The 17,077-nt window shown below is 62.8% G+C and carries 16 protein-coding genes; 10 read left to right on the top strand and 6 right to left on the bottom strand.

What is annotated here, in order from left to right; all coding sequences use genetic code 11:
* Positions 1-46 precede the first annotated feature (46 nt).
* The 3 genes from FB466_RS08155 to FB466_RS08145 form a co-directional block, all read right to left on the bottom strand.
* A complete protein-coding gene (locus FB466_RS08155; protein ID WP_141917496.1) occupies positions 47-1,492 on the bottom strand; it encodes a catalase in 1,446 nt (481 codons plus the stop codon).
* Entirely contained in the window at positions 1,489-1,962 is a 474-nt protein-coding gene (locus FB466_RS08150; RefSeq protein ID WP_141917494.1) for a Fur family transcriptional regulator, read from the bottom strand. The genes FB466_RS08155 and FB466_RS08150 overlap by 4 nt, the downstream gene beginning before the upstream one ends.
* 62 nt (positions 1,963-2,024) lie before the next feature.
* Positions 2,025-2,804 carry a biotin--[acetyl-CoA-carboxylase] ligase gene (locus tag FB466_RS08145; RefSeq protein ID WP_141917493.1) on the bottom strand — a complete coding sequence of 260 codons (780 nt, stop codon included), beginning with the start codon at positions 2,802-2,804 and terminating at the stop codon, positions 2,025-2,027.
* A 125-nt stretch (positions 2,805-2,929) separates the two neighbouring features.
* Between FB466_RS08145 and FB466_RS08140 the strand changes: the two genes are divergently transcribed.
* The 6 genes from FB466_RS08140 (at position 2,930) to FB466_RS08115 (ending at position 9,005) form a co-directional block, all read left to right on the top strand.
* Positions 2,930-4,534 (top strand): acyl-CoA carboxylase subunit beta, encoded by a 1,605-nt coding sequence (locus FB466_RS08140; protein ID WP_141917491.1) that lies wholly within the window; start codon positions 2,930-2,932, stop codon positions 4,532-4,534.
* 11 nt (positions 4,535-4,545) lie between these two features.
* A complete protein-coding gene (locus tag FB466_RS08135) occupies positions 4,546-4,800 on the top strand; it encodes a hypothetical protein (RefSeq protein WP_141917489.1) in 255 nt (84 codons plus the stop codon).
* A gap of 70 nt (positions 4,801-4,870) precedes the next feature.
* Positions 4,871-5,380: a 5-(carboxyamino)imidazole ribonucleotide mutase gene (purE, locus tag FB466_RS08130; protein WP_141917487.1), complete on the top strand. Its 510-nt coding sequence runs from the start codon at positions 4,871-4,873 to the stop codon at positions 5,378-5,380.
* Positions 5,377-6,717 carry an LCP family protein gene (locus tag FB466_RS08125; RefSeq protein WP_141917485.1) on the top strand — a complete coding sequence of 447 codons (1,341 nt, stop codon included), beginning with the start codon at positions 5,377-5,379 and terminating at the stop codon, positions 6,715-6,717. The genes purE and FB466_RS08125 overlap by 4 nt, the downstream gene beginning before the upstream one ends.
* Positions 6,718-6,731: 14 nt before the next feature.
* Entirely contained in the window at positions 6,732-8,678 is a 1,947-nt protein-coding gene (locus FB466_RS08120) for a glycosyltransferase (RefSeq protein ID WP_141917483.1), read from the top strand.
* A 9-nt stretch (positions 8,679-8,687) separates the two neighbouring features.
* A complete protein-coding gene (locus FB466_RS08115) occupies positions 8,688-9,005 on the top strand; it encodes a hypothetical protein (RefSeq protein ID WP_141917481.1) in 318 nt (105 codons plus the stop codon).
* Positions 9,006-9,267: 262 nt separating this feature from the next.
* Here FB466_RS08115 and FB466_RS08105 read toward each other — a convergent pair whose 3' ends face one another.
* Both FB466_RS08105 and rfbD read right to left on the bottom strand, forming a co-directional pair.
* Complete coding sequence (locus tag FB466_RS08105) at positions 9,268-10,404, bottom strand: glycosyltransferase (RefSeq protein WP_141917479.1); 1,137 nt, start codon at positions 10,402-10,404, stop codon at positions 9,268-9,270.
* Positions 10,401-11,303: a dTDP-4-dehydrorhamnose reductase gene (rfbD, locus tag FB466_RS08100; RefSeq protein WP_141917477.1), complete on the bottom strand. Its 903-nt coding sequence runs from the start codon at positions 11,301-11,303 to the stop codon at positions 10,401-10,403. The genes FB466_RS08105 and rfbD overlap by 4 nt, the downstream gene beginning before the upstream one ends.
* A 196-nt stretch (positions 11,304-11,499) precedes the next feature.
* Here rfbD and FB466_RS08095 point away from each other — a divergent pair, with 196 nt between their 5' ends.
* Genes FB466_RS08095 through FB466_RS08085 form a run of 3 tightly spaced genes read left to right on the top strand, consistent with a single transcriptional unit; the run spans position 11,500 to position 14,725 of the window.
* Positions 11,500-12,117: a dTDP-4-dehydrorhamnose 3,5-epimerase family protein gene (locus FB466_RS08095; protein WP_141917475.1), complete on the top strand. Its 618-nt coding sequence runs from the start codon at positions 11,500-11,502 to the stop codon at positions 12,115-12,117.
* Complete coding sequence (rfbA, locus tag FB466_RS08090; protein WP_141917474.1) at positions 12,114-12,974, top strand: glucose-1-phosphate thymidylyltransferase RfbA; 861 nt, start codon at positions 12,114-12,116, stop codon at positions 12,972-12,974. Before FB466_RS08095 ends, rfbA begins: the two co-directional genes overlap by 4 nt.
* An 11-nt stretch (positions 12,975-12,985) precedes the next feature.
* Positions 12,986-14,725, top strand: a complete 1,740-nt coding sequence (locus FB466_RS08085; RefSeq protein ID WP_141917472.1) for a glycosyltransferase family 2 protein — start codon at positions 12,986-12,988, stop codon at positions 14,723-14,725.
* Here FB466_RS08085 and FB466_RS08080 read toward each other — a convergent pair.
* A complete protein-coding gene (locus FB466_RS08080) occupies positions 14,694-15,809 on the bottom strand; it encodes a glycosyltransferase family 4 protein (protein WP_141917470.1) in 1,116 nt (371 codons plus the stop codon). The two genes, FB466_RS08085 and FB466_RS08080, sit on opposite strands and share 32 nt — an antisense overlap.
* A gap of 103 nt (positions 15,810-15,912) precedes the next feature.
* On the opposite strand from FB466_RS08080, the gene FB466_RS08075 reads away from it, so the two are divergent.
* A complete protein-coding gene (locus tag FB466_RS08075; RefSeq protein WP_211344788.1) occupies positions 15,913-17,073 on the top strand; it encodes a glycosyltransferase family 2 protein in 1,161 nt (386 codons plus the stop codon).
* Positions 17,074-17,077: the final 4 nt, after the last annotated feature.

Raw genomic sequence — 17,077 nt, 5'->3', positions numbered from 1 at the left:
AGCGACAGGCGCGTACCCCGCGAACTCTCACGGTGTGATCCGGATGTTAGGCCGTTACGCCCGCGGTGATGCGCGCGCCGAGCTCGCCGTCAACGCTCGTCCAGTACCACAGGAAACGCTCCTTGACCTGCTCCAGGGTCAGACTGTTGTACTGACCGATCAACGTCTCAACCAGGCGATCACGCTGCTCGTCGGTGAAAACCTCGCGCACAAGGGTTCCGGGCTGGCCGAAATCGTCGTCGTCGGCGCGCAGCGTGTAGGCCGAGCGCACCAGGTCGCCGTCGGATTCCCAGCCGTTGCTCTCGGCAGCCTTCGCCGCGTCCGCAACAGGGCCACCCAGCGAGTTTGGTGCGTACACCGGGCTCTCGCCGCCGGTGTAGAACTGGCGCATCGCGCCCTCTTTCGAGTAGCTGTTCACCTTGCTAATGGGTCGGTTTACGGGCAGCTCGTTGTAGTTGGTGCCGATGCGGTAGCGGTGCGCATCCGCGTAGGAGAACACGCGGGCCAGCAGCATCTTATCGGGGCTCACATCGGTTCCGGGGACCAGGTTCGACGGCTCGAAGGCGGCCTGCTCGATCTCCGCGAAGTAGTTCGTGGGGTTGGTGTTCAACTCGAAGTGGCCCACCGGGATGAGCGGGTAGTCCTTGTGTGACCAGGTCTTGGTGAGATCGAAGGGGTTGAACCGGTAGGTCTTGGCCTCCTCGTAGGGCATGATCTGCACGGAGACCCGCCAGCGGGGGAAATCGCCGCGTTCGATCGCGTCGAACAGGTCGCGCAGGTAGTAGTCGGTGTCGGCTCCCACGATCTGCTCGGCCTCGGCACCCGTGATGTTGCGCTCGCCCTGTTCGGTGTGGAAGTGGTACTGCACCCAGAACTTCTCGCCGGCCTCGTTGATCCACTGGTAGGTGTGTGAGCCGTAACCGTTCATCTGTCGCCAGTTGGCGGGGAGACCCCGGTCGCCCATCAGATAGGTGACCTGGTGGGCCGTCTCGGGTGAGAGGGTCCAGAAATCCCACTGCATATCGGCGTCACGCAGATGCGTGTGTGGCAGGCGCTTCTGCGAGCGGATGAAGTCGGGGAACTTGATGCCGTCGCGGATGAAGAACACGGGGGTGTTGTTACCGACGATATCGAGGTTGCCCTCTTCGGTGTAGAACTTGAGTGCAAAGCCGCGCACATCGCGCCAGGTATCGGGCGAACCCAACTCTCCGGCCACTGACGAGAAGCGGGCGAGCATCTTCGTCTCGGTGTCCTTCTGGAAGACGGCCGCGCGAGTGTAGGCGCTCACATCCTCGGTGATCGTGAGCGTGCCGAACGCCCCGCCGCCCTTAGCGTGGACAACTCGCTCCGGTACGCGCTCGCGGTTGAACTGGGCGAGCTTCTCCACCAGGTAGTGGTCGTGGAGAACAATGGGGCCATCAGGCCCAACGGTGCGAGAGAACTCGTCGGAGGCGACCGGTGCCCCCGTATTGGTTGTGGTAGGTTCTGTCATTTTTCTTCCCTTTCGCAATCTGTGCATAGTCCGCGGAATGTGAGATCTGTTTCGATGATGCGCATCCCGTGCGTGTTCGACGGGGTGAGGCAGGGTGCATGGCCCACGGTGCAGTCAACATCTTCGATGCGGCCGCAGCGGATGCACTGTACGTGGTGGTGGTTGTCCTTGGTGCGGGTCTCGTACTGTGCGCTACTCGAATCGGCCAGGTTGACCCGGCGGATGATCTGCGCGGCTGAGAGATCGTTCACAATCCCGTGGATGGCCTGGACGGATACCGTGGGCAGCACGTCACGTACGCCGCGGAAAATGGTGTCGGCATCCGAGTGGGGGTTGTGGTCGAGGAAGGCGAGCACCGCGAGGCGCTGGGTGGTGGTGCGGAGTCCCACTGCGCGTAACTTCGCGGTCCAATTCGCACCGCGAGGGTCCGCACCGCGAGGATGCGTGACCGGGGACTCGGCAAACTGCATTCCATTACAGTAGCCCTTTTTTTGAGTTATTCATAATAGTGAATGATTCGTGCTATTGGCGTCTAGCGAAGGTGGATGACATCCCCCGCTGAGACCGTCAGCATCCCGCCCCCATCAGCCCGCTCGATCACGAGCCGCCCGCCGGTATCCAGAGTGCGGGCGACCCCCGTGATGACCGAGCCGTCAGGGAGATGAGTGGAGACTCGGCGGCCCAGGGTGGCGGAGTCACGGCGGGCTCGGTCCACGATGGCCTCAATGCGCTGGGGGGTGTCGGCGTCGAGCAGCTCAGTTGTCTGTGCCCAGAGCTCGCTGAGCGTGGCAGAGAGTACCGTATCGACGGAGGTGCTCACGGCGTCCTGGAGCGCGAGTGAGGTGGCGGTGGGCACGGGGAGCTCCGCCGCCGTGAGGGTGAGATTGATCCCCACTCCGATAATGACCCCGCCATCGGCGGTGAGCTCGCACAGGATACCGCACACCTTGAGCCCGTCCACGTGGACGTCGTTGGGCCATTTGACGGTAACTGAGTGGCTCGGCAGGAGTGGCCGCAGCGCGGCAGCCACGGCGCTGCCCGCCGTGAGTGGCAGGAGCGCGAGGGCCGCATCGGCGCGCCGCGCTCGGCGCAGGGCCGACACGGCAAGGCTGGTGCGGGCCGGGGCGGTCCAGGCCCGGTCGAGGCGCCCTCGCCCCGATGTTTGGGTGTCGGTGGCCACGACGAAACGGTCGGGGACGGGGCTGTCTGGATGAGCCTCTCGAACCCGCTGTGAGAGCCACGCATTGGTCGAGTCCACCTCGGGGAGCCAGGTGAGTAGTGGGGCGACGGTGCGAGTGAGCGGAAGGTCCATGCCCGCTAGGGTAGCGTGGCCCCCGACGCGACGATGAAATTAGAGGATACGTGAAGAGTATTCGGGTTCTTTTGTGGGGGGTCTCATAAGCCGCGCGGAGGAAGCGGGCCGGTAGAGTGGCATTCGTGACTGATGACAACACCGCGAACGTGCCCGATCTTTCCACGACCGCCGGCAAAATTGCCGACCACCGACTCCGCTATAACGAGGCGGTGTACGAGCGCAACGAGGCGGCGGAGGCCCGTCAGCACCCCAAGGGCAAGATGACCGCCCGCGAGCGCATCGAGGGGTTGCTCGACCGGGGCTCGTTTGTGGAGTTCGATAAGTACGTGCGTCACCGCACTCACGCGTTTGGGATGGAGGGTAATCGCCCCTTTGGTGACTCGGTGATTACGGGAGCCGGCACTATTGAGGGCCGCCAAGTGGCGGTGTACGCGCAGGATTTCACGATCTTTGGCGGCTCGCTGGGTGAGGTGGCCGGTGAGAAGATCATCAAGATCATGAACTTTGCACTCAAGACGGGCGTGCCCATCATCGGCATCCTCGACTCGGGGGGCGCGCGCATCCAGGAGGGTGTTGTTGCCCTCGGTAAATACGGCGAGATTTTCCGCCTCAACACCATGTGTAGCGGCGTGATTCCGCAGCTGTCCATCATCATGGGACCGGCAGCGGGAGGGGCCGTCTACTCGCCCGCGCTCACCGACTTTGTCATCATGGTGGACAAGACCAGTCACATGTTTGTCACCGGCCCCGACGTGATTAAAACCGTGACGGGCGAGGAGGTGGGCTTTGAGGAGCTGGGTGGTGCGCTCACCCACAATAAGGTGTCGGGTGTGGCCCACTACCTGGCCTCCGATGAGCATGATGCACTCGATTACGCCCGCACGCTGATCAGTTACCTCCCGGACAACAATATGGCCGAGCTGCCCGTCTACGACAGCGATACCGTGCTCGAAATTACGGATGCTGATCGCAAACTCAACACCATCATCCCGGACAGCCCCAACCAGCCCTACGACATGAAGGTCATCATTGAGTCGATTGTGGATGGCGGCGACTTCCTGGAGGTTCAGCCCCTGTTCGCCCCCAATATCCTGATCGGCTTTGCCCGCATCGAGGGCCGTTCGGTGGGCGTCGTGGCGAACCAGCCCAGCGAGATGGCCGGCACACTCAATATTGAGGCCGGTGAGAAAGCGTCACGCTTTGTGCGCTTCTGCGACTCTTTCTCGATCCCGATCCTGACTCTCGTGGATGTCCCCGGCTATCTCCCCGGCACCGATCAGGAGTGGACGGGCGTCATTCGCCGCGGCGCGAAGCTGCTCTACGCCTATGCCGAGGCTACCGTGCCGCTCGTGACCATCATCACGCGTAAGGCCTACGGTGGGGCCTACATCGTGATGGGCTCTAAGCAGTTGGGTGCAGACGTCAATATTGCCTGGCCCACCGCCGAGATCGCCGTGATGGGCGGTGCCGGTGCCGTCAACATCCTGTACCGGGCCGAGCTGAAGCGGGCGGAGGCCGCGGGTGAGGATGTGGAGGCTGTGCGGGCGCAGCTGGCCAAGGAGTACACCTACAACGTGGCGAGCCCGTTCCTCGCTGCCGAGCGCGGTGAACTCGACAATGTGCTCGAGCCAGCGGGCACCCGCCTGGCCGTGCTCAAAGCCCTGCGTGGTCTGCGCGGTAAGCGTGTGGAGCAGCCCGCCAAGAAGCACGGGAACATCCCGCTGTAGCGGGGGCCCGCATGACGGATCAGACACCCCACGCGGGTCGCGAGGCAGCGCCCCGGCCCGCGGCAGAAAAAGACGTTCTGCCCACCATCGGTATCGAGTTTGTCACGGCCAATGCGTCGGATGACGAGCGTGCCGCCGTGTATGCTGTTCTCGCGGTGCTCAAGCAACAGGAGTCACAGCAGGTGCGGAGCGTCACGGCTCTCGCACGTAACCCGTGGCGGCGCAGCCAGCGGGTTCCCGAAGGTATTCCGGAGTATCTCGACTAAGTGATGGTCGGCGCGCGACACGCTCGCCGAGAGACAGGCCGTGCTCAGGCACGCAAACTAGCATGGTGAAATGGTCAAAGACACTGCACGTGTGCCCCTTGTCGGAGTTGTGATGGGTTCCGATTCCGACTGGACGGTGATGAGCGATGCCGCTCAGATCCTGACCGAGTTTGGTATCCCCTTCGAGGTAGAGGTACTCAGCGCACACCGTACGCCCGAAAAAATGATTGCCTACGGTCAGGCCGCCGCTGAGCGTGGTCTGCGCGTGATCATCGCCGGTGCTGGCGGTGCGGCGCACCTGCCCGGGATGCTCGCCTCCGTGACCACGCTGCCTGTTGTCGGTGTGCCCGTGCCGCTTGCCCGGCTCGACGGCCTCGATTCGCTCCTGTCGATTGTGCAGATGCCCGGCGGCATCCCCGTGGCCACTGTCTCTATCGGTGGGGCCAAGAATGCGGGGCTGCTGGCCGCGCGCATCCTCGGGGCCACGGATGCCACGGTTTCTCGTAAACTTACGGGTTACGCTGCCGAGTTGGCCACCCTGGTTGAGGCCAAGAACGAGGCGCTTAAAAACTCCCTATGACGAAGCTCGATAACCCGATCCGTTATCCCGACGCGGGGTCATCCGAGGTGATGACCAAGCGCGGTTGGTGGTTGGTGCTGCTCGGATTTTTTATCCCGGGTGCCCCGCAGGTACTGGCCGGTAGTCGCAAGCTGGGCCGCTTCGGCCTGGGTGCGACCCTCACCCTGTGGGCGGGTATCGTTGTTGCCGTTATCACCTATCTGGTGTGGCCACAGGCTATCTACGCTCTTTTCACGCAGCGTATTGCGATCACCGTTGTGCAGGTGTTCCTCCTCTTTTACGCCGTGCTCTGGCTGGTCCTCACACTCAACACTCTGCGCCTCGTGCGCATTGTGAAGGTGAAGCCTCGCTCACGTGCTTTTGTGGCGGGGACGGCCGTCCTCGCCCTCCTCCTCACATCGGGGAGTACCGCGTACGCCGCCTACCTGCTCAACGTGCAGCGCGGCCTACTCGGCATCTTCACCCAGGCTGAGCGGGCGGAACCGATCGATGGGCGCTACAACATTCTGTTGCTCGGTGCCGATGCCGGTGAAGACCGTGAGGGGGTGCGCCCCGACAGCATCACGATCGTGAGTGTGGATGCTGAGACCGGTCAGGCCGTGATGGTGGGTGTTCCTCGGGACGTGCGCAACATCCCCATCCCCGAGGCCTCCCCGCTGATGCAGGTCTTCACCGATGGCCTCGACGAGGGCAAGGTGAACGGCCTGTACTCAAGCGGTATGCTCAACGCCGGAATTTACCCGGACGCTGCCGCCTCGGGGAGCAACGCCGGTATCGAGGCTACCAAGGACGGATTGGAGGGGCTCACGGGCATCACGATCCAGTACTACGTGATGGTTGATATGGCTGGCTTTGCCCACATGATTGACGCCCTGGGCGGCGTCACGATCACTGTGGAGTCTCGGGTCGCGATGGCAGGACACGGGGCGACCGGTAACATCCAGTACATTGAGCCTGGCGTGCAGAAACTCGATGGCGGCACCGCGCTCTGGTACGCCAGATCGCGCTTCGATACGACCGACTGGGACCGCATGGTGCGCCAGCGCAATTTGCAGGTCGCTATCCTGGAACAGTTCACGCCGGCCAATGTACTGAGTAAGTATCAGGGCATTGCGGATGCGGGGTCGCAGATTATTACGACAGATATCCCCGAGTCGATGCTTGCCTACTTTGTCGATTTGGCGACCAAGACCAAAAAGCTCGAACCGATCCGGGTTGATCTCGGGCCGGATGTGATCGACCAGGACAACCCGGACACCGCCTACCTGCACGAGCACCTGCACAGTGTGCTCTACCCGCCGGTGGCGGAAGAGTCCGAGGCCCCCGCTGGGGGATAGAAGTAGGGAAGCGTATGAAGCAGAAGATTGCCACCACTATTGTGCGGCTGCCGGGCGGACGGCGGGCGCTTGACGAGGCGATCATTCGTCGCCAACTCGCTCAGATTTCTGCCAGCGGCGTCTTTGACCTGGAGTTTTACCGCGCCCAGGCGGGCCAGTCCTTTTCCTCGAACCGCGCTGCAATTCAGCATTTCCTCAGCCACGGTGCGGAGCAGGGCCTGTCACCGCACCCGCTGATTAATCTTGACTGGGCGCAGCGTGAGCTCACCGGGCGTGGGGCGCTCGCGCACGGTGTGGGTGCGGATGAGGCCTGTGCCGCCCTCCGCCGACCGTCAACTCCTCTCGTCTCGCCGAGTCCGTTATTTGACATGGAACGCTACCTGGCACAGCGGTCTGAGGGGCCCGTCCCGGAGACGACCTGGGATGCTGTTGCCGAGTTTCTCTCGACCGCCACCGACGATACCCCGCTGCCCTCCGCCCGGGGCGCACACACCTGGGGTGGCCTGCGCCACCACCACCTCGATTACGAGCGGGCGGCGGCCCGCGGCCAGGTGGTGACCTGGCGCGGCGGCACCATGCTCTCGACTCCCGATACGGGTGGCGGGGTGGACTGGATCGAGCAGCGCGAGACGCTTGCCGAGCGCACCGTCGGGCTGACCTCCCTGTTGATCCCTACCTATGAGGACTGGGAGATGACCCAGCGCGCGGTGGAGGCGGTTCTCGCCGACGAGAGCGTGCCCACCGAGGTGGTTATCATCGATAACGGCTCTCGCCCCGCCGTGAGCCGCACCCTCTGGGAGCTGTTTGGTGCGGAGCCGCGCTGTGTGCTGCGCCGTGAACCGAGTAACCGCAACTTTGCGGGTGGCTCCAACATCGCTTTTGCCGAGTCGAGCGGAGACCGCGTAGTCTTCCTCAACAATGACACCGAGGCGCGTGCCGGGTGGCTCGCCAGCCTGCGGGCTGCGCTCGACGGGCGTCCAGACATTCTCGGCGTGCAGCCCCGCCTGCTGTACCCGGACGGCAGCTTGCAGGCGGTTGGTACCGTTTTCTGGGACGAGCGCACGCTCCCCTGGCACCTGCTCGCCGGACATCCCGAGTACGACGCCCCCGACGGTCTGCACGCGGGTTTCTCGGCCATCACGGCCGCGGCCATGATGCTGCGCCCGGAGCATGTGGTCGAGAATCGTGGCTTTGACGAGCTGTATAAAAACGGCTACGAGGATGTTGACCTGTGTCTGTCATTGGTGAAGCGTCACAGCGGCTCATTTGCCGTTTGTCACGACGCGCGGGTCACCCACCACGAGAGCAAGTCAACGGGGCGGGCCCGCTTCGCGATTCCCAACCGGGAGCTGTTTCTGAGCCGCTGGCGCGGTGCGCTGCCGGTGGATGCCGCCCGCTTCTACGCCGAGGTTGGCTTCGATATCGCCGCGGTAATGCCCGGTAACTCGTTTGGTGATGCCCTCGTGCGAGGCTCACAGCCGATTGTCATGGCGCGTCCGGATGCCGCAGGTCTCGCCCCTGAGCGCTGGGTGATCCGGGCCGAAGAGGGGAGTTATGAGATTCCGGGCAGTGCCGCGCTGCGTGTGTCCTTGCGTGATCTGGGCGAACTCATCGCGGATGCCGTCCGGGCCGCGGGCGGGCGGGCGGAGTCAGTGTCGTGTGATCATCCCCGCGACCGGGAGTACTTGGACACGGTGGCCGTGTTTCTCACCCACCTTGCGCCCGTCACTCCGCAGCCGGGCGTGTTGAACGTGCTCGTTCGGTCGCCCGAGGAGACGCTGAAGGGCGACCGACCGGCCGCGCCGACGGCGGCAAGCAGGAGCATCCGGGAGTACCAGGACGGTGCGTGTGATCTCGTGATCCGGCTGGGGGAACTTTCTCTCGCCGAGGGGGAGCCCGACGTCGCGGCCCTCGCCGCCGCGGTGTACACCGCGGTGAGTGAGGCCCGACACGGCATATAGACTCCAGGCATGACAAACGTGCCTTTGCAGAATACTTCGGACCGGGTCTCTTCGCAGATACGCCTCCCCGCTCTTGTGACCGTTCTCTCCCTCGTGTCACCGGTGTTTTTGTTTTTGGGCTGGCAGATCTTCATGGGGAGTTCTTCGAGAAGGTATTTCGACGGGGCACCGTTCCAAGCCACACTCGGACTCGTCATGTTCCTGACCGGTATGGGGTGTCTGCTCGCTGTCCTTGTGCTGGTCGCAGTGCGGGCGATTGTAGAACAACAGACGGCTATTCTTCTGCGCATTGAGCGCGAGCGGTGCACTCACGACCGCGATGAGTGACGGGGGGTTCGCGTTCTGAATTGGCCTGGGTTTTGTTCCGACCGGTTTGTCCGTCTCGCGATTTCGCAGTGGCTCGATGACGCACCTCGTGGAGCAGTCGGGCTGGACCACGGGCCGATCAGTGTGCGCGCGAGGATGATCGCGAGGGGGCTGCCGACTCCGTCACCAGCCTCGCTCTCGCGAGTCTTTCGTGACCCAGGAGTCGCCCGGGCGGAGCCACAGAAGCGACCCCGGGCGTCGTTTCGGCGGTTCGTGTATCCTGCTACAGCTCAGCGTGCAACTGCCAGATGCGCTCGCCCGCCTCGCGCCAGCTGAACGCCCGCGCCCGGTCGTGGCCGAGCGTGATCATGCGTTCGCGCTGGGTGGTGTCGGCGACCACCTCGGCGAGCGCCTCGGCGAGTCCGTCAATATAGGTGTCATCGCTGCTCGCATCCACGCTGCGTCCCGCGTCGCCCGCGATCTCGTTGAGCACGGGCGTGTCCGCGTGCACGGTCGGTACCCCGAGCACAAACGAGGTGAGCATGGAGGAGGAGAACTGATCGGCGCGGCCGGGCAGGACGTGGGCGGATGCGGCCCGGTAGGCATCCCTGATCTCGCCGCCGTTGCCGGTGGTGAGCAGGTGTACCCGAGGGGGGGCGATGCCCAGGCTGGTCGTGAGTTCGGCCAGCGTCTCCGGGGTGAGGCCGTCTCTGGCGACGATGGCGAGGCCCACATCGTTCAGCTCGGGTCGCGAGAATGCCTGAAGCAGTGCGGAGAGCCCGCTGAACTCGCTGGTGCCGCACTCCGTGATGACGTAGCTGCCCGCCATTGCCCGAACCGGGTCGGCCTGGCCGTTGCCGTCTGCGTTGATGACCCGGGTGGGCGCGCTGCCCTGAACGACCCGGATGCGGTCACCCACATCCAGGTACTTCGTGAGGTTCTCGGCGGCGGTGTGGGTGGGGACCACGATGGCGTCGGCGTACTTTTGGGCGCGGCGAGCCATGTTTTTAAACCACATCACGGCTTTGGGCGGATACGCGTGGGGGTGGGTCCACGGCGTCGTGTCGTGGATGGTGACGGTGGTCTGTGTCCCGTCGTTGATCTTGTCGTGCCGACTGAGCGGTGCAAACAGGCTGGGCGCGTGCACCATACCGTCGCCGTGCTGCCCGGTGAGGCCAACCCCCCACGCGCGCAGCAGTGCGGCCCGATCGCGCGAGGATTGGATGATCTCGGCCTGTGGGGCCGTCTGCCGGAAGAAATCACGGTCGCGCGTGTTGGCGGAGCACAGGAACGCCGAAACGCCGCAACTGCGGGGTGCGGTTGCCACGATGCTGCGCGTGAGGTCGCGCGCGTAGTCGGTGAGGTCGTTGGACGAGGCGGGCGAGACGCCCTCGGAAATAACGGTCAGTGTGGTCATCATGCCTCAGCGGAGGTTGTTGCGGACATTGGTGGGGTGGTGACAGGGAGGGCCTCGTTAAAAGCGCCGTCGGTAAAAGCCGTGGCCAGGGCCTCCCGCCAGCCGCGCAGCTCCGGGATACCGGCGTGACGCCACGCCTGATGGCCCAGAACCGAATAGCGTGGCCGCGGTGCGGGCCGTACAAATTGTGAGCTGTCGGTGGGATGCACCCGCTCCGGGTCAAGGCCCGCGAGCTCCAGCACCGCCTGGGCGAAGCCGCGCCAGCTGGTTACGCCCGAGTTGGTCCCGTGGTAGATACCGGCCGGGGCCATCGACTCGCTCAATGCGCGGATCTGGCGAGCCAGATCGAGGGTCCAGGTGGGCTGCCCCACCTGGTCATCGACGACGGTGAGCGTGTCGTTGCGCGCGGCCAGGGTGAGCATGGTTCGGGCAAAATTGGGGCCGTGCTGGCCATAGAGCCAGGCGGTGCGGACCACGTAGGTGCCCGCGGGATGTTCGCGAAGGGCGTTGCGCTCCCCGTCGGCTTTGGTTCGGCCGTATGCGGAGAGGGGGTCGAGCGGGTCGTTTTCGCTGTAGGGTGTCGTGGCTGAGCCACGGAAGACATAGTCGGTCGAGACCTGGACGAGCCGTGCACCGACCTCGCGGCAGGCAACGGCCAGGTTGAGTGGGCCCGTAGCGTTGATCGCGTGGGCCTCTTCTTCGTGGGTCTCGGCGTCATCGACCCGGGTATAGGCCGCCGCGTTAATGACCACATCGTGTCCCGCGACGGCCGCCCGAACGGCGGCGGCATCGGTCACATCCAGGCGGGTGCGGTCCAGGGCGGTGACGGTGTGGTCAGCTAGAACACGCTGAAGGTCGGTGCCGAGCATTCCGGATGCTCCGGTAATCAGAAATGTTGTCATAGTGTTGTCCCGTGCCGCCTTTGCCAGGAGTGGGGCGACCCACTCACAATCTTCGTGTGCCGCCCCCTCTGACGTCGCAACATCGTGGCCGAGGCCGGACTGCCGGTGACACATGTTGATCGAGCATACCCAACTCAAGGGGCGGCAAATTCTCATAAGAGTCTAACCTCCTTGATGGTTGGGTAAGCTGGGAGGCGTGCAAATTCGTGAACTTTCTATTCCCGACTCCTACGAAATCATCCCCAAGCAGTTTGGCGATGATCGCGGTGTCTTTCTTGAGTGGTACCGCTTTGATAGGTTGGCGGAGGTGGTGGGGCATCCGATTGACCTCGCTCAGGCCAATACCTCGGTATCTCGCAAGGGAACTGTGCGGGGGATTCACTTTGCGGATATCCCACCGAGCCAGGCTAAATACGTCACGGCAACGCACGGTGCTGTGCTCGACTACGTGATTGATATCCGGGTGGGATCGCCCACCTACGGCCAGTGGGATTCGGTGCTGCTTGATGACACCGAGCGCAAGGCCATCTACCTGGCGGAGGGTCTGGGGCACGCATTTGTCGCCCTCACGGATAACGCCACCGTGAGCTACCTCGTCACCTCCACGTTTAACGCCGAGCGGGAGCACGGCATCAACCCCCTCGATGCCGAGGTAGGGCTGGTATTCCCGGAGGCTGCGGGCGAGCTCCTGCTTTCCCCGAAAGATACCGAAGCCCCCTCCCTTGCGGAGGCTCAGGCCGCCGGTTTGCTCCCCGAGTGGGAGGCTGCGCGCCGCTTTTACGCCGAACTTAACGAGGGAGCACAGCGTTCATGAAGGGTATTATTCTCGCTGGCGGGTCGGGCACCCGGTTGTGGCCGATCACCAAGGGCATCTCCAAACAGCTCATGCCGATCTATGACAAGCCCATGATCTACTACCCCCTCTCCACGCTGATGATGGCCGGAATCAACGAGATCCTCATCATTACTACCCCGGAATATAACGAGCAGTTTCGTGCGCTCCTGGGGGATGGTTCGCAGATGGGTATTCGTCTGGAGTATGCTGTCCAGCCTTCGCCCGACGGTCTTGCACAGGCCTTCACTATCGGCGAGGAGTTCATCGGTGGTGACAGCGTTGCGCTCGTGTTGGGCGATAACATTTTCCACGGTACGGGTCTCGGTTCGGCGCTGCGTGCGCACCACGATATCGACGGTGCCGTGATCTTTGCCTACCACGTTAGCAATCCCACGGCCTACGGCGTTGTGGAGTTTGACGATGACTTCACCGCGGTCTCTATCGAGGAGAAGCCGGTCACACCCAAGAGTAACTATGCGGTGCCCGGTCTGTACTTTTACGACAACTCGGTGGTGGAGATTGCCAAGACGATTGAGCCCAGCGCCCGTGGGGAGCTGGAGATTTCCACCGTCAACGAGCGCTACCTGGAACAGGGCAAGCTGCACGTGCAGGTGCTCGACCGTGGTACGGCCTGGCTGGATACCGGCACCTTCGAGTCGATGATGCAGGCCTCCGAATACGTGCGGGTGATCGAGGACCGCCAGGGGTCCAAGATTGGCTGCGTGGAGGAGATCGCCTGGCGCGCCGGCTGGATTTCGGACGATCAGCTACGTGAACTTGCCGCACCGCTCACGAAGAGCGGCTACGGGGTTTATCTACTCAATTTGGTGAGTTAGGCTCTCGACCGATGGCTCTCTCGTCACGCCGGGACGGTTCGGATATCCACGAGTTGTCGATTGTCGTTACGGCGCATAACGTAGCCCATCGGGTTGACGAGTGTGTGATGAGTGTATTACACCGCAATAGCCTCGACTGTGAGATTGTTCTCGTTGACATCGGGTCCACAGACGGTACGGCCGAGCGGTTACGGGCGTTGGCCCGAGCGGATTCGCGTATCCGTGTGTTCTCGGGATCCCTGCTGGGTACCGACTCGCCAGGAGCCACCTTCTCGGCGATGAATCTTGGCGGTACCTACGTGGCTTGGGTGGACGGCCACGATCTGGTTCCACCGGGGGCGTTCTCTGCGCTTCTGAACTCGGCCCGCACCAATCGAGCCGATGCGGTTGTCGGAGCCGTGTTGGATTTCGCGGCAACGGAGACGTGGAACAGCACAGAAGGGTACGATATCTATGAGGATTCCGAATCGGGTATTCTCCTCACTAATCGGCTCGGCCTGATCGTGCAGCGGCCCGGTTGGCACGGGTTAGCGCGTCGGCAGGTGTGGCAGGATCACGATAGCGCCTTCTTGTCAGGTGAAACTTCGGCCCGTCGTATCGCCGCTATCCGTGTTTTGCGGGCGGCGGAGAGCATCAACGTGATCACCACGGTTGTGTACCTTGCTCGCACGCATTACCCAACCCTGCCTCCCAGCATGGCTGAGCCGCCCCGAGACCGTGTGCTCACCTATCTGCGGGAGGAAACTGCGGTTGCACGGTACGTTAATGGTCTTGACACCCCGAAACTTGGTGAGACGTGGTGGAAGTTTACGGTCCAGACGGATGTTGGACGATTTCTCCGTGACTACGTAGCCGCGCTGCGTGCTGAGAAACGGGAGATCGTTGATCCGGAGGTTGCCCGTGCCGTGCGTGGACTTGTGGAGCTTGCCCCGACGCATGTGTGGGAGACGGTACCGGTTGCACACCGAGCCGTCATTGTCGCTGTTGCGAGTGGCGATTATGATGCGGTTGCAGTCACCCTTGAAAATATGAAACCGACCCCTCAATCTCGCACAGATCTGAACGATCTGACCCGGCGCGTCCGTGCAGCCGTTGTCATCGCCCAGACGGGGCTGCTGTCCGTTCCGAGCTTAACTGAGTTGTACCGTCGAATCGTGATCCATAAGCGGGACATCTCAACCGAGATCTTTGCAGCGGGTGACCTGGAGGTTGTGGGTCGTACCCTGGGAATGGTTGAGTCTTCGTCGCGCCGACAGCCGGAGTGGGTTTCCGACCTCGTTCTCCTGACGAACTTCCTCGCAACGAGCCACCTGACGACCATCCGTGTTGAGGTCAGTCGTTCATTTGTTCACCTCGTTTTTGCTCTGCCCCCGTTGCTGGCGGGGAGCCCCCTCACCCTTGTTGGCTACACGCGGGAGGACTCTGCGCACCGCGTGTCGCTGGGGCCTATTGTCGGGCTTGAGACAGGACTCTTCGAGCGCCGGATGACGGTGTCTGTCGATGAGTTTAATCGTGCGGGTTACTGGCGTATTCTGCTTGAGTTATCGAGTGATGCGGGAACTCTGGCGAGACCCTTGGGCGTTCCCTCTCAGATAGGAGCAGACCACTCCTCGAACAGGTCACGCGGCTGGCCAGTCATCGTGGCATCATACGGTGCGCAGGAGAAGGACCTACTGCTGCTCCGGCGGTCGCACGTCGTTATCCGGGTATGTCGTGCACTCATTCGTCGGTTGCGAGGGTGGCTCCACTAGCAGTAACTTCGTTCGCTCGATTAAGACTCTGCAACAGATCCAGGTATGTGAGTGATAATTCGAAAGGTAAATGCGCCCGTGCGAAGCGGAAGGCCGCCTGACCCGTGGCCTCAGTATGCGGGACGCTTGCCGAGATCGCACGGGCAAGTGATTCCGCCTCCTCCCCCGCCCCGCCCCCGGTGGGGTATCGAGTGACCCAAGCTTCCCCTTCGAACTGGCTACGAAGCGGCTCACCATCCGGGATGATACAGGGCCGACCAAATGTAGCCGAGAGAAAGACGCTACTGGAGTTGAGAATTGCTTGGTAGGGGAAGACCGCAATATCGGCGGCAGTAAACCACCATTGGATCTCCTCATCCGCCACAAATGTGAGTTGGCTCACGACCTGTGCCGACGGAGGAAAGAGTGCGGAGAGTTCGGCGCGTGCCTCGGCCCGAGTATTACCGGCAACGAGGAGGGCTATCTTGGGATATTGTTTCGTCAGGATTTCCACGGCGTCGAAGAGGGTTTTTAGGCCTTTATAGGGCCTGATCTGTCCGACAAAAACGATCACAGGTCCGGCATCCTCATCCAACCCGAAATGTTCCCGGGCTTCGGCCCGTGTTGCTGAGATGGGGTAGACCCCCAGGTAGCTCGATAGCGGGAGTGTTACGAGGCGATCGGGGGGGAGCGTGTACGTCTCCGAGACCACATCGGCGGTTTTCTCGCTCAACTGGATGACACGTGTCGCAGTACTGGCGAGAAATTCGCACAATTCGATTTCGAGCTCTCGGTAGGTGAGCTCGTGTGGGAGCGTATTGTGGACGGTCCAGAGTACAGTGACTCCGCGGCCGAGCGCTGCGCGCGTTGCTTCGCGGAATGTGTCCAGGTTTTTTCGTGCAGCATCCGCGTCGGTGGCAGTCTGACATATGGGTGCTGTCCAGTGGAGGTGGAAGGTATCGCCGTTCTTCAGAGAGTGAAGGCGGTCTATTAGCTTCGTGAGGGTCAGCTCACTCACTACCGTGTACCCCTGAGACTGGGGGGCGAGGGACAAGATAGTGAGGTAGGGATTATCGTATTGCGGGAAAACGAGGATGGTGGGCATGACCGTGTTCGTACTCTCCCCAAACTTTGGTGGTGGCGGTAGATATACCGTACCCGGTGGAGGGTGTGTTTGCCACGGTAGTGCAACAAATTAGGATGGACCCATGAAACTCGTAGCAACAATGATGGTCAGAGACGAGGCAGACATCGTTGCTGCCATGCTGGAGCACCACCTCGCCCAGGGTGTTGATCTGATCATTGTGACCGATAACGGCTCGGTTGACGGTACGCGCGAGATTGTGAGCCGCTACGCCGATACCGGCCGGGTCGAGCTGCACGACTACCGTGAGCACGATAAGCAACAGAGCGCGGTTGTCTCAAAGATGGCCTCCCGCGCCTTCACCGAACACGCTGCCGACTGGGTGATCAATGCGGATGCTGACGAATTTTTTATCCCCGTTGATCGTACGCTCACGCTGCGCGAGGCCCTCGAACGCATCCCTATCGCCCTGGGTGCTTTTACCGCGCGCGTGGTCAATATGACCGGCCTGCCCGGTCGCAGTGGCAGCGGTATCGACCGTCTCACCTGGCGGGATGAGCGTAGTAACGAGACGCTTGCACGCAGTGCGGGGCTGAACGCGCAGCCCACACCCAACGCCATCCACGTGGGCCGGGCCGATGTGACGGTGGCCCAGGGAAACCACTTTGTGAGTATTGAGAGTCAGGGGCAGCCGGAGGCCGCGCTCGCCCTTGAGGTGCTGCACTACCCGTGGCGTTCCTGGGCGCAGTTCTGTACCAAGGTGGAGAACGCGGGTCTGGCCTATGAGGGCAGCCCCACGCTGCGCCCGAGTCCCCGCCACCACGGGATGCGTGACTACCGGTTCCTGAAGGCTGGCATCCTGGAGGAATTCTACGAGTACCGCCACCCCCAGCAGCACGAGCTCACGGACGACTCCACGGATTTTGTCGCCGACCGCTGGATGGCGACCTCCCTGCACGATCTGCTGGATTCGGGTCGCGCGCTTTCCCCTGGCGATCTGGCGGCCACACTTAACAGCCCCGAGGGCGAGCCCTATACCGCAGAAGAGCAGGCCCACGCCGCGGAGATTGTGGGTGCGGCTCTGCCCATCGAGGTCGAGCGCACGGAGGCTCTCGCCCGCGAGGTCACAGAGCGTAAGCGGTTGCAGGGTGTGAGTAACCAGCGTGCACAGGAGGCGGAGGCCGCCCACCGCGAGACTCAGGCCGTGTATGCGAGCCCGGATTACCGGATCGGGCGGGCGGTCCTGGCCCCGGTGCGTGCGGCGAAGAAACTGATCGGGCGTTAGGCCC

The organism is Klugiella xanthotipulae (genome assembly GCF_006716695.1).
Lineage (GTDB): Bacteria > Actinomycetota > Actinomycetes > Actinomycetales > Microbacteriaceae > Klugiella > Klugiella xanthotipulae.
The sequence above is the reverse complement of the archived record's forward strand: the minus strand, read 5'-3'. Positions and strand labels throughout refer to the sequence as shown.

Bases quoted from the DNA above. Each gene is read 5' to 3' on its own strand.
- FB466_RS08155 (WP_141917496.1), bottom strand. From the start codon at position 1,492: ATGACAGAACCTACCACAACCAATACGGGGGCACCGGTCGCCTCCGAC.
- FB466_RS08150 (WP_141917494.1), bottom strand. From the start codon at position 1,962: ATGCAGTTTGCCGAGTCCCCGGTCACGCATCCTCGCGGTGCGGACCCT.
- FB466_RS08145 (WP_141917493.1), bottom strand. From the start codon at position 2,804: ATGGACCTTCCGCTCACTCGCACCGTCGCCCCACTACTCACCTGGCTC.
- FB466_RS08135 (WP_141917489.1), top strand. From the start codon at position 4,546: ATGACGGATCAGACACCCCACGCGGGTCGCGAGGCAGCGCCCCGGCCC.
- purE (WP_141917487.1), top strand. From the start codon at position 4,871: ATGGTCAAAGACACTGCACGTGTGCCCCTTGTCGGAGTTGTGATGGGT.
- FB466_RS08125 (WP_141917485.1), top strand. From the start codon at position 5,377: ATGACGAAGCTCGATAACCCGATCCGTTATCCCGACGCGGGGTCATCC.
- FB466_RS08120 (WP_141917483.1), top strand. From the start codon at position 6,732: ATGAAGCAGAAGATTGCCACCACTATTGTGCGGCTGCCGGGCGGACGG.
- FB466_RS08115 (WP_141917481.1), top strand. From the start codon at position 8,688: ATGACAAACGTGCCTTTGCAGAATACTTCGGACCGGGTCTCTTCGCAG.
- FB466_RS08105 (WP_141917479.1), bottom strand. From the start codon at position 10,404: ATGATGACCACACTGACCGTTATTTCCGAGGGCGTCTCGCCCGCCTCG.
- rfbD (WP_141917477.1), bottom strand. From the start codon at position 11,303: ATGACAACATTTCTGATTACCGGAGCATCCGGAATGCTCGGCACCGAC.
- rfbA (WP_141917474.1), top strand. From the start codon at position 12,114: ATGAAGGGTATTATTCTCGCTGGCGGGTCGGGCACCCGGTTGTGGCCG.
- FB466_RS08085 (WP_141917472.1), top strand. From the start codon at position 12,986: ATGGCTCTCTCGTCACGCCGGGACGGTTCGGATATCCACGAGTTGTCG.
- FB466_RS08080 (WP_141917470.1), bottom strand. From the start codon at position 15,809: ATGCCCACCATCCTCGTTTTCCCGCAATACGATAATCCCTACCTCACT.
- FB466_RS08075 (WP_211344788.1), top strand. From the start codon at position 15,913: ATGAAACTCGTAGCAACAATGATGGTCAGAGACGAGGCAGACATCGTT.